The organism is Micromonospora sp. MGP-C2 (assembly GCF_057766525.1).
This window is the reverse complement of sequence record NZ_JBYMEN010000002.1, coordinates 2,885,808-2,899,835: the sequence shown is the minus strand read 5'-3', so window position 1 is coordinate 2,899,835 and position 14,028 is coordinate 2,885,808. Positions and strand designations below refer to the sequence as shown.

Below are 14,028 nucleotides of genomic sequence, written 5' to 3'. Positions count from 1 at the left end.
TGGCGATGCCCGCCCCGTCACCGGGAGACCGCCGCGCTCGTTGGCCTGCATGTCCGCCGCAGCGACCCGCAGGGCCGCACCCCGCAGTTCGTGGAGGCAATCCCGATGGCCAAGCACCGTGCGTCCGGTGACGATCAGCTGACCCGGCAGGGGGTGATCGACACTCCCGGCGCGGCCTACTGGTCCGTTGACGACTCCCGCTGGCCGGCGGTCCGCCCGGACCTACCCGCCCATCTGGTCGACCTGCTCGCGCCGCCCATCGTGGTGGGCGTGGCCCGGGTTCCGGTGACCTCCCGGCTCACACCGCCCACGTCGGCCGACCCTCTGACGTCGGCCGTCGACTCCGGCCCGACCGACCTCGTGGCGTCCACCGCGGCGTCGCCCGTGCCGGCGCTGCCGGTCCCGGCGCCGCCCGTCGCGGCGCCGCCCGTCCCGTCGGCGGCGGCACCGGCCCAACCCGCGCCGCCTCCGCCGGCGCCCGCCCCCTCACGTCCGGTGCCCACGCCGCCGCTGAGCCCGCGACCCGTCCCGTCGCCGCCGCCCGAGCGGCCCGTGCCGGGGCCGCCCGCGTCACCCCGCCGTGCCGTGAACACCGGGCCGGTCGGCACCGGCCGGCGGGGCAACGGTGGGCCGGCAACCGCAGGCAGGCACCGCCGGGGCGCGTCCGACCGCACCGGCTGACCACTCCGCTCGGCCTGGCGCTTTCATCTGGTGGACCCCCGCGGGTCCCCCGTCGACGGCGACACCGTCGCCGGTAGCGTCAGCGGGTATGACGGTCGTGCATCCGATCTCCCGAGCGTGGGTCACCACTTGTGGCACCGGCGCGCAGAACTACGACGAGTTCGCCGACGACGCGGAAATCACCGCGATCATCGAGGCGAACCCGCACAGTGCCCTCGGCATCGAGATGCCGCACCGAGCCCCGCAGAGCCTGGGCAGGTCGTTCCTGGACGCATTGCCGGACGCGGTCGCCCGCCTCGCCGAGGCCAAGGCGGACGGCAGCTACACCCCCGCCGAGCAGGTGGTGGTGCTCTACCGGATCACCGCACCCGGTGAGGAGCCGGCGTACGGGCTGTTCGCGATGGTGGACACCGACCAGATCTCCACCCGGGCCGACGAGCCCGGTCTGGTCATCCGCAACGAGGACGTCTTCATCGCCAAGGTGCGCGAGCGGGTGGCACTGGCCGAGGCGCTCGGTCACCTGCTCTCACCCGTACTCCTGCTCCAGACCGGGCGCGGCGACGAGCTGCACGCCGCGCTCGCGTCGGCGACCGAGATGTCCGGCGCGCCCGCCGCGACGGACACCGACCAGGCGGGGCGCACGCACGCCATCTGGCTGCTCGGCCCCGGGCCGGAGCAGGCCGCGTTGACCGCTCTCGCCGGCGGCGGGGAGCTGGTCGTCGCGGACGGCAACCACCGCAGCCTGGCTGCCCAGACCGGCGGGCTGTCGCGCTTCCTGGCCGTGGTCACCACCCCCGCGTCGGTGGCCATCCAGCCGTACAACCGACTGGTCAGCGAGCTGACCACCACACCGGCCGAGCTGCTCGACCGGCTGCGGGCCGCGGGCGCCGAGGTCGAGCCGATCGACGGCCCGGTCGAGGTCCCGCAGGGTGGCGGCACCGTGCACCTCCGCCTCGACGGCCAGGGGTACGCGGTGCGCCTGCCGGCGACGGCCTCCGCCCGCCTGGAAAACCTGGACCACGCCCTGGTTGAGCGGCTGCTGCTGCGCGACGCGCTCGGTCTGGACCCGGGCGACAAGAGGATCACCTACGTCGGCGGTGACTACCCGGCGAGCTGGCTCACCGGTGAGGTCGACGCCGGGCGGGCCGAGCTGGCCATCCTCATCGCGCCGGTGACCGTTGCCGACTTCGTCGCGGTGAACCTCGCTCGGGAGAAGATGCCCCGCAAGAGCACCTGGTTCACCCCGAAGGCGCGGGGCGGTCTGGTCGTCGCCGAGCTGCCGCGCTGAGCGTTCCCCGGCACGACCGTGTGACGAACCCGGCTCTCCGACGCCGCCCCCGCGACGTCGGAGAGCGCGGCCTGACAGACTGCCCGGTATGCGCGTCTACCTGGGATCCGACCACGCCGGTTTCGAGTTGAAGGTGCACCTGGCCAACCACCTGGCCAAGCAGGGGTACGACGTCGTCGACGTCGGCCCGCACAGCTACGACCCGGACGACGACTACCCGACGTTCTGCCTGCACACCGGCGACCAGGTGGTGGCCGACGAGACAGGCCTCGGTGTGGTCATCGGTGGGTCCGGCAACGGCGAGCAGATCGCCGCCAACAAGGTCGCCGGCGTCCGCGCCGCGCTGGCCTGGAGCGTCGAGACCGCTCAGTTGGCGCGCCAGCACAACGATGCGAACGTCGTCGCGATCGGTGCCCGGCAGCACACGTTGGACGAGGCCACCGGCATCGTCGAGGCGTTCCTGAACACGCCGTTCTCCGGCAACGAGCGGCATGCCCGTCGGATCAACCAGGTCGCCGAGTATGAGCGGACCCGGCAGCTGCCCGTCCTGCCCTGAGGTCAGCGCGGCGAGCGGGGCAACTCCTCGCGGGGCACCCAGTTTCGGCGGACGACAACCACCCGGGCTTCCGCCTCGGCCAGATCCTCGTCGGTGGGCCGGGCGGCGTCCCGGGCCCGCAGCGCGGCGCTCAGACCCACCTGGGACGAGCCGGAGCCGACCAGCCCCCGCAGCCCCCGCTCGCCGTCGCGCTCGTCGCCACCCGGGCCTCGACGGCGCGGCGGAGGGTCGTCACCGTCATGCACCCCGGGGGTGCTGACCGTCGGGCTGTCGGCACTGCGCCCGGCCGGCTCCGAGTCGGGGTGGTGGCGTAGCCGTCGCCGTCGTCGGTCGGGGTCACCCATCAGCCGACCGTACCCTGCCCGGGGTGGGATTCGGCACTGTCGCGTCGGCCGGCGTCTCGGGCGGGGTCGGCGACCAGTTTGCCGGCTGGCTACCCTCGGAATCAGGCGGTGTTGTTGCCGTCGGTCAGGGGGAGGACAAGATGGCAGACCAGACGCAGCCGTGGGCGGAGCGGACCGTGGAGGTGCCACCGCAGGCCGGCGTCGGGGTGCCGCCGCAGCGTGACGGGTTCCGCCGGGGCGTGGCCCCGGTGGGCCAGCCGCGCAGCCCGCGGACCGAGCCGTTCCCGGTGGTGGAGCAGGAGCCGACCGGCACCGGCTGGCCCGGCGAGCCGGCCCCGCGCCGGTCGCTGAGCTCGCGGATGTCGCAGCTCCGGCGTGGCGGTGAGTGGAGCGCGGCGGCCGGGCTGTTCGCGTTCGTCTGCTGGGGGATCTGGGCGCTCTCCGGCCAGGGTGACCTGAGCGGTCCGCTGCTGGTGCTGGTGCTCAGCCTGCTGGTGGCGGTCGGCCTGTTCGCCCTGTTCCGGTTGGTCGGCCGGGTGGTGTTGGAGCGGCAACTCGGTCGGGTCCGGCGCGGTGCGCGCGGCGCCCACCTGGCGACGGCGGTGTTCCTCGTCGGCCTCGGCGTGGCCTGGCTCCAGCAGACCGAGTGGGTCGTCTCGGCCTGGAACTGGATCTCCTCGAACTGATCGCGGGCGCGTACGGGCGGGTCGGCTCTGTGCCGCCCGCCCGTACGCCCGGTCGCGGCACGCCGCGACGCCGGTCGTCTCCCCACCAGGCAAGGCTGCCGCTTACCCGGCCGGCCACGGTTCATCCGTGGCCGGCCGGTTCGACTGGTGCCCCGTTCGGGGCGGCTCGATCCGCTCGGTGTTGGCGGTCAGTGGGTGCCGCCGTGCCCCTCGGCGTCGGCGCGGGGCGAGACGACCCGGGCCGCCGGGTCCTCGACGCCGGGCTCGCCGCCGTCGGGGGCCACCATCCCGTCGTAGTTGTAGAGCGGCTGGCCGTCGTCGTGCTGCTTGGTGGTCTTGATGTAGCGGTGCATCATGCCGTCGATCTCCAGCTCGACGAGCGCGTCGCCGCCGGTGTCGTGGGTGCTGCCGTCGCGGGGGCCGCCAATCAGGTGGGCCGTGTTGTTCGTGTCCATGAACAAGCCCTACCCGCGAGCCGTTGGGCGGAAACGGATGAAATGTCGGCGGGCGGTGCCGTGCCCGGCGTGCGGGCACGGCACCGCCCGGAAGATCAGGCGGCGGGCTGGGCCGCCGCGTAGTCGCGGGCCACCCGGACCATTTCCACCAGTCCGCCGGCGTACTCCTGGGACTCGCCGTGTGCCTCGTCGAACGGCGGCTGGAAGCCGACGCCCTCCCACTGGTTGGTCGCCGGGTTCCACCGGTCGTTGCCGACCTCGAAGTCCCAGGCGAAGATGCCCAGCTCGTAGTAGAGCTGGTCCGCCGAGTTGCCGGCGGCGGAGTAGAGCACGTCGGCGACCGGCCCGGTCTGCGACGGCCAGGTGACGGTGCCGCGTTCCTGCGCGATGGCGCCGACGATCCGCCGGGCGCTGTTGAGGAACAGCGTCGACTCGTCGATCGACGGTCGCGGCAGGGTGACCCGGCCGTCGGCCCGGTACGCCCCCGGCGGCCACATGAAGTACCCGCCGTAGGAGTGCACGTTCATCGCGAACTTGATGTTCGAGTGGGCCTGGGCGAGCGCGATCACGTTGCTGCTCTCCGCCTCGGACAGCTCGGCGGTGCCCGCGTAGGTGCCGGAGAGGCAGTTGGCGCTGGCGCCCACGTAGCCGTCGAAGTACGACCCGACGGTGTAGTTGCGGTTGATGTCGACGCCCCACGAGGTGCGGTACTTCGGGTCGCGGGCCGCCCCGGTGCAGTGGTTGACCAGGTTCTTGCGCTGCATGTTGAAGTCGTTGAACGAGTAGTTCGCGCCGTCGGGGTTGACCGTCGGGATGACGAAGATGTCGACCTGCTCCAGCAGCTCGCGGGTGGCCGGGTCGGTCCGGGCGTTGGCCAGCATCCGCTCGGCGAACTCCAGCGTCACCAGCGGCGTGGCCCACTCCCGGGCGTGTTCCTGGGAGTAGGCGAGCACGCCGACCCGGGAGCCGTCACGGTGTACGCCGAGGCGCAGCGCCTGCACCGTCCACGGCCGTGCTGGCACCTCGGTGCCCTGCAACCCGTCGTCGAGCCGGGCCGGACCGGCGACCGGCATGGGCAGCCCGGTCGAGCCGTCCTCGACGGTGGCCCGGAAGCGGTTCGGTTGGCGGGCGTTGATCGCCGCGGCGACCTCGTCGGTGGTGCTCACCGTCTTGCCGGCGGTGTCGGTGGCCAGCGACACGGTCAGCACGCGATCGCGGTAGCGGACGGTCAGCGGTCGGTTGCGCCGGCCCGGGTCGACCGTCCGCACCTGCACGCCGTTCATGCCCTGGTCGCCGAAGCGGACCGACTCGACCACCACGGCCGCCACGGCCGGGTCACCCAGGTACGCGACGGCGTTGCGCCGGTATCCCTGGGTCTTGTTCGGCAGGTCGATGACGTCCACCAGATCCCGGTACTGGCGGGCCAGCCGCTTGATCCGCGCCTGGATGTCGGTCGGCGTCAGGTACGCGTCGATGAAGTCCTTCTGGTAACCGGCCGGCAGGGGCGGCGGGGTGGCGTTGGGCCAGAACGTCGGCGTGACCACGCGGCTGGCCCCGCCGAGGCTGGAGGTGGCGGTCAACTGGACCGGCCGGTTCGGCACCGGCTGGGGAAGGTTGTAGTGGTACTGGTACTCGCCGGAGTCCTCGAACCGGTACAGCGGGAACGACCCGGTGGCGCCGTCCGCCGTCCGCCAACTGACGGTGATCTCGACGTCCGGGTCGTCAGTGGCGGTGGTGGCCACCTGGGCCTGGAGGAAGGTCTGGCCGCTCGTGGTCCACCAGTACGCCTGCTGCACCTGGAGGGTGTCCACCGCCGCGGCGGCGGTGGTCCGCTGGCCGGCGGCCGGAGCGCGCAGCCCGGCGGCGGTGCGGGCCTGCGCCGCGCGAACGCTCTCGGCATGGTGCCGGCTGCCGTCCCCGGCACGCTGCACGACCTGTACGGCCTTCGCGCCCTGGGCGGTCAGCTCGGCGAGCTGCGTGCCGCTGAGCACGAGGTCGGCGAGGATCCGCCCGTCCCGCGCCCGGGGCCGGTTGGCGAGGTCCGCGCCCGTGGCGACGAGCCGGTCGAGCTGTGCCTGGTCACGTAGCTGTACCCGGACCAGGGCGGTCTCGGTGGCGCTCAGGGTGATCGGTGGTGCGGGATCGGCGGGTGCCGCGGTTCCCGGAGCGGGGTGGGACAGCACTGCGCTGAACAGGATCGCTGTGGTGGCGGCAGCTGTCCACCGTCGTCGGACGATCATGTGCCCTCCTGACGGACATCGATGTACCTGGCCCTTACACCAGTGCATAGATCGACACCTGTCAAGGTGACGTGGCATCGGTTGTAGCCTCCGGACGTCGTTCGGCGTTGATCGGGTGACATGTCCGCGAGTTCGGGAGCAACCCGGCGGGCCAGACCCCGCGTGACTACCTCGAAACGGGGATCGGAGGCCTGAATGAGCGATCGCGACAAGGCGTTCGCCGAGTACTTCGCGGCACGGTCCGGTGCCATGCGCGGCACCGCGTACCTGCTGTGCGGCGACTGGCACCGCGCCGAAGACCTGGTCCAGACCGCGTTCGTCAAGCTCTACCGGGTCTGGAACCGGATCTCCCGGCACGAGGTGCTCGACAGCTACGTGCGCCAGATCCTGATCCGGACATTCCTCGACGAGCGCCGTCGCGGCTGGTGGCGGCGTGAACGGGTGGGTGGCGAGGACACCGACCAGGTGGCCCCGCCCGACTCGGCGGAGAGCCGACTGGTGCTGCTCCAGGCGCTGGCCCGCGTGGCACCGCGCCAGCGGGCCGTGCTGGTTCTGCGCTACTGGGAGGACCTGTCCGTCGAGGATGTCGCGGCGCTGCTGGAGTGTTCTCCAGGGACGGTGAAGAGCCAGGCGGCACGCGGGCTCGACACGTTGCGCGGCCTCCTGGCACCCACGTACAGCGGGATCGAGATGGGGGAGCGATGAACGAGGAACAGTTGCGCGAGGGCCTGCGCAGCGAGATGGCGGGCATTACCCCGCCACCACCATTGAGTACGGGAGCAGCGCTCGGCGCGGCCCGGCGGACGCAGTTCCGCCGCCGAGCGGTGTGGGCGTCCCTCGGATCGGCGGCTGTCGTGCTGGCGGTCGCCGGCTTCGCGGCCGTCAGCACTCCGGACGGCCGCCTCTACCAGCCGGCGGGCAACGGGCCACTGGCATCTCCGGACGCGTCGGGGGACACCAAGCAGGCGTGGCCGACCGGGCCCGACGGTCGACCGCAGGAGGACCGGACCGCGCGAGCCGGGTCCAAGTACGAGCAGGGAATCCACCTGCTCAGGGAGGCTGTCTCGATCGTGCCCGCCGGCTTCACCGCACCGGAGGATCCACCGGGCCAGTCCGATCCGACTCTGCGGACCCAGCAGGCGCAGTTCGAGAACAAGGTGAACGGCGTCGACGTGTGGAGCTACCTGACCTCGGTGGCCGTGGCCCAGGGCAAGGGCACCGGGCGCGTGATCGTCGAGGTGCACGACGCCGGCAACCCGCTGCCGACCGAGCCGTGCGCCCTGGCCCAGAAGTTCTGGGGCATGAGGGGCGAGTGCCAGGTCGAGACCGTCGGTGCGACGCGGGTCGGCGTGGTGGTCCGGCCGAGCGACGACGATCGGCTGGACCAGTGGTCGGCGTACCGGCACCCGGACGGCGTGGTGGTCTTCGTGGCGCAGAGCGTGCGGCTGGACGAGAGTCGGCCGGCGTTGACGAAGCTGCCGTTCTCCGTGCCGCAGCTGGCGGCCCTCGCCGTCGACGAACGGTTTCACCTGAAGTGACACGGCAACTCGGCTGAGCCGAGCGGGTCCAGGTGCCGCGACCGTGCGGTCCACCTGGGCCTTGCTGTGCGTCAGAGCCCGCCGCGTGGATCATCAGGTGTAAGGCGGTTGTAGCGTCAGCGCCCATGAGCTGGCTGCCCGACGATTTTGTCCACCCCGTCCACGTGCCCGTGCCCGGCACCACGCTTCACCTGCGGCCGATCCGGGAGGCGGACACGGCGCTCGACTACCCCGCGGTGATGGGCTCCCGCGAGCGCCTGTGGGAGATCTTCGGTCCGGCCTGGGCGTGGCCGAACGAGAAGATGACCTACGAAGAGGACCGCATCGACCTGCTGCGACACGAGGTCGAGATAGCCGCGCACCAGTCGTTCAACTACGCGCTGCTGGACGCGGACGAGACGGCGATCCTGGGCTGCGTCTACGTCGATCCGCCCGAGCGCACCGGCTCGGACGGCGAGGTTTCCTGGTGGGTGGTGGACGACCTCGTCGGCGGCGAGGCGGAGCGCGCACTCGACGCGCTGGTGCCGCAGTGGATCGCCGCGGACTGGCCCTTCCGGCAGCCGCGTTACCTGGGCCGCGACATCGCCTGGCAGGACTGGCTCGCGTTACCGCGTGTCTCGTGAGCGGTGGCTGGGCTCGCGGCCGCACGCGCGTTCAGCAGTCGAAGACAGACCAGCAGATGTCGTTGCGCAGCCGCTGGTCGTCGAGCACCAGCTCGCGGATCGCCTCCGGGAGCTGTGCACGCTGCCACCGGCACTCGAGTCGCCCCGCGGGATCGCTGTCGCCGGCCGGCGCGGCGGCACGTGCGGCCTTGATCGCATAGGCGGCCGCACCCAGTTCGTGCGCGGCGACGTGTGCGACGACCCCCGCCTGGCCGGCGGCGTACGCGGCGTGCCGTGCCGCCCCGCGCAGGTCCCTGGCCGCGCCCATGGCGTGCCCGCCCGCCGAGCGGGCCTGCGTCATCGTGACCTCACCCCGCACCCAGGCTCGGGCGTGCTCGATCGCTTCCCGCGGTCGAGGGTCGTCCGGCCGAACCGACTCGAACAGGTGCAGGACGTGCTCCGCGCAGGACGCGGCCCACAGGGCGAGGAGGTGGTGATCCGGATCGTTGAGGCTCCCACCGCGGCGAAGCGTGACGAAGCGCGGGTCCCGCACCTTCGGGAGGATCATGGCTGGACGTCCTCCAGGCCGAGCCGGTGTCCCCGGGGGAGAGCCTCTGGCCTGGGCCGGAGGGCTGGTGGAGCGGGCGACGGGAATCGAACCCGCGTAGTCAGTTTGGAAGACTGAAGCTCTACCATTGAGCTACGCCCGCGTGCACCCACCTGAGCGGGTCGCGCCGACAGCGTACCCAATGGCTGTGCCCGGCGCGTAGCCACGCCACCACCTGACGGCGCCGCGTCGTCCCGGCCCCGCGTGGCAGCCCCGAAGATCCGCACAACATCAGGGATGTTGTGGTCTCCGCACGCCCTGAGGCCACTACAACCCGGAAGTTGTGCGGATCTTGGGCGACGGCCGGGCGGCGGGCACTCCGTGCTCGGCAGAGTGGGCGATTCGGCGGGTTTGGGGGATGTGTCCGGGTGGGGGATGCCCCGGCACCGCCTGAGGCGCGGCGACGGCATAGACTGCTCGTCGCCACGGGGTGTGGCGCAGCTTGGTAGCGCACTCGCTTTGGGAGCGAGGGGCCGTGGGTTCAAATCCCGCCACCCCGACTGTCGTCCGCGGCCGGGCCGCCCCGGGTGCCGCCCAGTGCGGTCCCCGGGCGATGCCGGAGCGTCAGGCCGGCTCGCCTACACTCGATGGGCTGAATCACGCCCAGACTCAACTGAGATCCGTCAAGGAGTACGCCTGTGAAGAGCACCGTCGAGACTCTGAGCCCGACGCGCGTGCGGCTCGCCATCGAGGTGCCGTTCGTCGAGCTCGAGCCGAGCCTCAAGAAGGCGTACCGGGAGATCGGTTCGCAGGTCCAGGTCCCGGGCTTCCGCCGGGGCAAGGTGCCGACCGCGGTGATCGACCAGCGGGTGGGCCGGGGCACCGTCCTCAACGAGGCGGTCCAGGAGGCCATCCCGGAGAACATCCTCGCCGCCGTGCGTGAGCACGACCTCAAGACGCTGGGGCGCCCCGAGGTCGAGATCACCGAGTTCAACGACGGTGACTCGCTGAACTTCACCGCCGAGGTCGACGTCCGGCCCGAGATCACCATTCCGGACACGAGCACCATCGAGGTGACTGTCGACGAGCTGCAGATCGACGACAGCGAGATCGACGAGCAGGTGAAGAACCTGCGGGAGCGCTTCGCGACCCTCAAGACCGTCGAGCGGGCCGCCGCCGAGGGTGACTTCGTCCAGATCGACCTGAACGCCACCGTCGACGGCGAGGACGTGCCGGGCGGCCAGGCGAGCAACATCTCCCACGAGGTGGGCAGCAAGCAGCTCCTGCCGGGCCTGGACGAGGCAGTGGTCGGCCTCTCCGCCGGCGAGGAAACCACCTTCACCACCCAGCTGGTCGGCGGCGACTTCGCCGGTCGCGACGCCGATGTGGCGGTGGCCGTTCGCACGGTCAAGGAGAAGGAGCTGCCCGAGCTGAACGACGAGTTCGCCCAGATGGCGAGCGAGTTCGACACCATCGAGGAGCTGCGCGGCGACCTGCGGGCGCGGGTCACCCAGGGCAAGCAGGTCGAGCAGATCTACGCCGCTCGGGACAAGGCCCTGGCGCAGCTCGTCGAGGCCGCCGAGATCCCGGCCCCGGAGGGCGTCGTCCGCGAGGAGGTCGAGAGCCGCAAGCAGGCGATGGTCGACCAGCTCGAGCGGATCGGCGCCTCCATGGAGGAATACCTCGCGGCCGAGGACAAGACCGAGGAGCAGATCGACGCCGAGCTGACCGAGGCGGCGACCGAGGGCGTCAAGGTCCAGCTCCTGCTGGACACGCTGGCCGACGCCGAGGACGTCCAGGTCTCCGACGACGAGTTCGGTCACGAGATCGTGCACCGGGCGCAGCGCGCCGGGATGGCTCCCCAGCAGTACTACGACCAGCTGGTGCGCTCCGGCGCGGCCGCTGCGGTCTTCGGCGACGTGCGGCGGGGCAAGGCGCTCGCCGCTGTCATGGAGCGCATCACGATCAAGGACGAGGCCGGCAACCCCGTCAGCCTCGACGCGCTGCGCGCCGCCAACGAGGCCGAGCACAACCACTGATCGTCGGGTGCGGCCGCCGTCCGCCGCTGCGCGGTGGATGGCGGCCGTTTCCCTTTCCGGGGTACGGCCCGGAAGCCCGCGCCGCGGGTACGCCCGACACAGCTGCGCTGAGAGCGAACAGTGCCCCGACCGGGACTCTGCCGCCCCGCACAGCGGTTAGTGTCGGGAAAGACGGTACGGAGAGCGAAGGGCTGCCATGACCGACATGCACATCCCCAAGAAGTCGCTCCGGGCGATTGAAGCGCGCGGTGGCGACTCCATTGGCAACCTCGACGACTCGGTCTACAACCGGTTGCTCAAGGAGCGCATCATCTTCCTGGGCAGTGAGGTGACCGACCAGGTCGCCAACCGCATCTGCGCGCAGCTGCTGCTGCTCGCCGCGGAGGACCCGGACCGCGACATCAACCTGTGGATCAACTCGCCGGGTGGCTCGGTCTACTCCGGCATGGCGATCTACGACACCATGCAGTTCATCGACAACGACGTGTCGACCGTGGCGATGGGCATGGCTGCCTCGATGGGTCAGCTGCTGCTCTGCGCGGGCACCAAGGGCAAGCGCTACGCCCTGCCCCACGCCCGGATCATGATGCACCAGCCGTCCGGTGGCCTGGGCGGCACGGCGTCCGACATCGCCATCCAGGCGGAGCAGATGCTCTACACGAAGCGGATGTTCCAGGAGCGGGTCGCGCACCACACCGGCCAAGACCAGTCGCAGATCGAGGCGGACTCGGACCGGGACCGTTGGTTCACCGCCCAGGAGGCCATGGACTACGGCTTCATCGACAAGGTGATCATCGGGGCCGCACAGGTTCCGGATGGCGCCGGGACCCTGAGCTGAGGAGCTGACGATGACCGATCTGAGCCTGCCGCCCCAGTTCGCGGCCGTGCACAACCGCTACGTGCTGCCGTCGTTCGTCGAGCGCACGTCGTACGGGGTCAAGGAGTCGAACCCGTACAACAAGCTCTTCGAGGACCGGATCATCTTCCTCGGCGTCCAGGTGGACGACGCGTCGGCCAACGACGTGATGGCCCAGCTGCTGACGCTCGAGGGCACCGATCCGGACCGCGACATCATCATGTACATCAACTCGCCGGGTGGCTCGTTCACCGCGATGACGGCGATCTACGACACCATGCAGTACGTCCGTCCGGACATCCAGACGGTCTGCCTCGGTCAGGCCGCCAGCGCGGCTGCGGTGCTGCTGTCCGCGGGCACCGCGGGTAAGCGGATGGCTCTTCCGAACTCGCGGATCATCATCCACCAGCCGGCCACCGAGGGCGGCTACGGGCAGGGCTCGGACATCGAGATCCAGGCCCGGGAGATCCTGCGGATGCGCACGCAGCTGGAGGACATGCTGTCCCGCCACTGCAACCGCCCGATCGAGCAGGTTCGCAAGGACATCGACCGTGACAAGATCATGACGGCCGAGGAGTCCAAGGAGTACGGGCTGGTCGACACGATCCTGACCAGCCGCAAGAAGGGCTTGCTGGCCGCCCAGGCCGCTAGCTGAGCAGCACCGGGTCAGAGGTTGGCCGGGGCTTTCGTTCCCGGCCGACCTCTGACACACCCGTTTTGGGGGTCGGAGAATGCCCCGCCAGCGGGTAACGTCGGGTCCGTACCGCTTCGCCGGTCGATCGGCGGGGCGAACCAAGCCGGACGGCGCGCAGCGTCCGCAGGTCAGGGCCGGGTCTCCGGCCGATGAGTGCAGGGAGAACGTAGGTGGCACGGATCGGTGACGGCGGCGACCTACTGAAATGCTCCTTCTGCGGCAAGTCGCAGAAGCAGGTCAAGAAGCTCATCGCGGGCCCAGGGGTCTACATCTGCGACGAGTGCATCGATCTCTGTAACGAGATCATCGAAGAGGAGCTGGCCGAGTCCGGCGAGGTGAAGTGGGAAGAGCTTCCCAAGCCGATGGAGATCTGCCAGTTCCTCGACAACTACGTCGTGGGGCAGGATCAGGCCAAGAAGGCGCTCGCGGTCGCGGTCTACAACCACTACAAGAGGATCCAGGCCGAGGCGGCCAACGCGCCAGGCTCCGGCAATGATGCCGTCGAGCTGGCGAAGTCCAACATCCTGCTGCTCGGTCCGACGGGGTGCGGCAAGACCCACCTGGCGCAGACCCTCGCCCGGATGTTGAACGTCCCGTTCGCCATCGCCGACGCCACGGCGCTGACCGAGGCGGGTTACGTCGGCGAGGATGTGGAAAACATCCTCCTCAAGCTGATCCAGGCCGCGGACTACGACATCAAGCGCGCCGAGACCGGCATCATCTACATCGACGAGGTCGACAAGATCGCCCGCAAGTCGGAGAATCCGTCGATCACGCGCGACGTCTCCGGCGAGGGCGTGCAGCAGGCTCTACTCAAGATGCTCGAGGGCACGGTGGCGAACGTCCCGCCGCAGGGTGGTCGTAAGCACCCGCACCAGGAGTTCATCCAGATCGACACCACCAACGTGCTGTTCATCTGCGGCGGTGCGTTCGCCGGCCTGGATCAGATCATCGAGTCCCGCACCGGGCAGGGCGGCACCGGCTTCGGTGCCCGGCTCCGGTCGGTGTCTGATCGGTCGACCGACGACATCTTCAGCCAGGTCATGCCGGAAGACATGCTCAAGTTCGGGTTGATCCCCGAGTTCGTGGGCCGGCTGCCGGTGATCACCAACGTGCGCAGCCTTGACCGCAGCGCCCTGGTTCGCATCCTCACCGAGCCGCGCAACGCGCTGGTCCGGCAGTACCAGCGCCTGTTCGAGCTGGACGGGGTCGAGCTGGAGTTCGACGAGCCGGCACTGGAGGCGATCGCCGATCAGGCGATGCTGCGGGGCACCGGTGCCCGTGGTCTGCGCGCCATCATCGAGGAGGTTCTGCTCTCCGCGATGTTCGAGGTGCCCAGCAACCCCGACGCCGCCCGGGTGTTGATCACCCGCGAGGTGGTCCTGGAAAACGTCAACCCGACGATCGTTCCGCGCGAGTTCACCGGGCGCCGTGCCCGGCGGGACCGCGAGGAGAAGTCGGCCTGATCCTCCCCGTGTCACGCCGGCCGCTCAGTCCTGACG

At 70.8% G+C, this 14,028-nt stretch carries 15 protein-coding genes and 2 tRNA genes; 12 read left to right on the top strand and 5 right to left on the bottom strand.

Annotation, left to right across the window (positions count from 1 at the left end; translation table 11 throughout):
• Positions 1 to 105: 105 nt before the first annotated feature.
• The 3 genes from AC3CF1_RS12905 (at position 106) to AC3CF1_RS12895 (ending at position 2,525) form a co-directional block, all read left to right on the top strand.
• Entirely contained in the window at positions 106 to 681 is a 576-nt protein-coding gene (locus AC3CF1_RS12905) for a hypothetical protein (protein WP_406083255.1), read from the top strand.
• Between the two features lie 88 nt (positions 682 to 769).
• Positions 770 to 1,969: a DUF1015 family protein gene (locus AC3CF1_RS12900; protein ID WP_488450550.1), complete on the top strand. Its 1,200-nt coding sequence runs from the start codon at positions 770 to 772 to the stop codon at positions 1,967 to 1,969.
• 88 nt (positions 1,970 to 2,057) lie between these two features.
• Positions 2,058 to 2,525, top strand: coding sequence for a ribose-5-phosphate isomerase (locus AC3CF1_RS12895; RefSeq protein WP_088949762.1), 468 nt, complete (start codon positions 2,058 to 2,060; stop codon positions 2,523 to 2,525).
• A 2-nt stretch (positions 2,526 to 2,527) separates the two neighbouring features.
• Here the strand turns inward: AC3CF1_RS12895 and AC3CF1_RS12890 are convergent, their stop codons facing one another.
• Entirely contained in the window at positions 2,528 to 2,869 is a 342-nt protein-coding gene (locus AC3CF1_RS12890) for a hypothetical protein (protein WP_099847967.1), read from the bottom strand.
• A 140-nt stretch (positions 2,870 to 3,009) separates the two neighbouring features.
• On the opposite strand from AC3CF1_RS12890, the gene AC3CF1_RS12885 reads away from it, so the two are divergent.
• The gene (locus AC3CF1_RS12885) at positions 3,010 to 3,555 is read left to right on the top strand and encodes a hypothetical protein (protein WP_088949760.1); all 546 of its coding nucleotides are present in this window, start codon (positions 3,010 to 3,012) and stop codon (positions 3,553 to 3,555) included.
• A gap of 188 nt (positions 3,556 to 3,743) precedes the next feature.
• Here AC3CF1_RS12885 and AC3CF1_RS12880 read toward each other — a convergent pair whose 3' ends face one another.
• Both AC3CF1_RS12880 and AC3CF1_RS12875 read right to left on the bottom strand, forming a co-directional pair.
• Positions 3,744 to 4,010: a hypothetical protein gene (locus AC3CF1_RS12880; protein WP_354984005.1), complete on the bottom strand. Its 267-nt coding sequence runs from the start codon at positions 4,008 to 4,010 to the stop codon at positions 3,744 to 3,746.
• Positions 4,011 to 4,105: 95 nt separating this feature from the next.
• Entirely contained in the window at positions 4,106 to 6,250 is a 2,145-nt protein-coding gene (locus tag AC3CF1_RS12875) for a M14 family zinc carboxypeptidase (protein WP_488450549.1), read from the bottom strand.
• 195 nt (positions 6,251 to 6,445) lie between these two features.
• Here AC3CF1_RS12875 and AC3CF1_RS12870 point away from each other — a divergent pair, with 195 nt between their 5' ends.
• From AC3CF1_RS12870 to AC3CF1_RS12860, 3 genes are all read left to right on the top strand, one after another.
• Positions 6,446 to 6,955: a SigE family RNA polymerase sigma factor gene (locus AC3CF1_RS12870; RefSeq protein ID WP_088949757.1), complete on the top strand. Its 510-nt coding sequence runs from the start codon at positions 6,446 to 6,448 to the stop codon at positions 6,953 to 6,955.
• Positions 6,952 to 7,788: a hypothetical protein gene (locus AC3CF1_RS12865; RefSeq protein WP_354984003.1), complete on the top strand. Its 837-nt coding sequence runs from the start codon at positions 6,952 to 6,954 to the stop codon at positions 7,786 to 7,788. Before AC3CF1_RS12870 ends, AC3CF1_RS12865 begins: the two co-directional genes overlap by 4 nt.
• A 125-nt stretch (positions 7,789 to 7,913) precedes the next feature.
• A complete protein-coding gene (locus AC3CF1_RS12860) occupies positions 7,914 to 8,411 on the top strand; it encodes a GNAT family N-acetyltransferase (protein WP_488450548.1) in 498 nt (165 codons plus the stop codon).
• Positions 8,412 to 8,442: 31 nt separating this feature from the next.
• Here AC3CF1_RS12860 and AC3CF1_RS12855 read toward each other — a convergent pair whose 3' ends face one another.
• Both AC3CF1_RS12855 and AC3CF1_RS12850 read right to left on the bottom strand, forming a co-directional pair.
• Positions 8,443 to 8,958: a putative immunity protein gene (locus AC3CF1_RS12855; protein ID WP_488450547.1), complete on the bottom strand. Its 516-nt coding sequence runs from the start codon at positions 8,956 to 8,958 to the stop codon at positions 8,443 to 8,445.
• A gap of 68 nt (positions 8,959 to 9,026) precedes the next feature.
• Positions 9,027 to 9,100, bottom strand: a tRNA-Gly gene (locus AC3CF1_RS12850).
• A gap of 323 nt (positions 9,101 to 9,423) precedes the next feature.
• On the opposite strand from AC3CF1_RS12850, the gene AC3CF1_RS12845 reads away from it, so the two are divergent.
• The 5 genes from AC3CF1_RS12845 to clpX all read left to right on the top strand — a co-directional run bounded on the left by AC3CF1_RS12845 (position 9,424) and on the right by clpX (position 13,992).
• Positions 9,424 to 9,497: transfer RNA gene (locus AC3CF1_RS12845), tRNA-Pro, on the top strand.
• Positions 9,498 to 9,635: 138 nt separating this feature from the next.
• Positions 9,636 to 10,976 carry a trigger factor gene (gene tig, locus AC3CF1_RS12840; protein WP_488450546.1) on the top strand — a complete coding sequence of 447 codons (1,341 nt, stop codon included), beginning with the start codon at positions 9,636 to 9,638 and terminating at the stop codon, positions 10,974 to 10,976.
• 196 nt (positions 10,977 to 11,172) lie between these two features.
• Positions 11,173 to 11,814: an ATP-dependent Clp protease proteolytic subunit gene (locus AC3CF1_RS12835; protein ID WP_088949752.1), complete on the top strand. Its 642-nt coding sequence runs from the start codon at positions 11,173 to 11,175 to the stop codon at positions 11,812 to 11,814.
• A 10-nt stretch (positions 11,815 to 11,824) separates the two neighbouring features.
• Positions 11,825 to 12,487 carry an ATP-dependent Clp protease proteolytic subunit gene (locus AC3CF1_RS12830; RefSeq protein ID WP_088949751.1) on the top strand — a complete coding sequence of 221 codons (663 nt, stop codon included), beginning with the start codon at positions 11,825 to 11,827 and terminating at the stop codon, positions 12,485 to 12,487.
• Positions 12,488 to 12,696: 209 nt separating this feature from the next.
• Entirely contained in the window at positions 12,697 to 13,992 is a 1,296-nt protein-coding gene (gene clpX / locus AC3CF1_RS12825) for an ATP-dependent Clp protease ATP-binding subunit ClpX (protein WP_088949750.1), read from the top strand.
• The last annotated feature ends 36 nt before the right edge of the window (positions 13,993 to 14,028 follow it).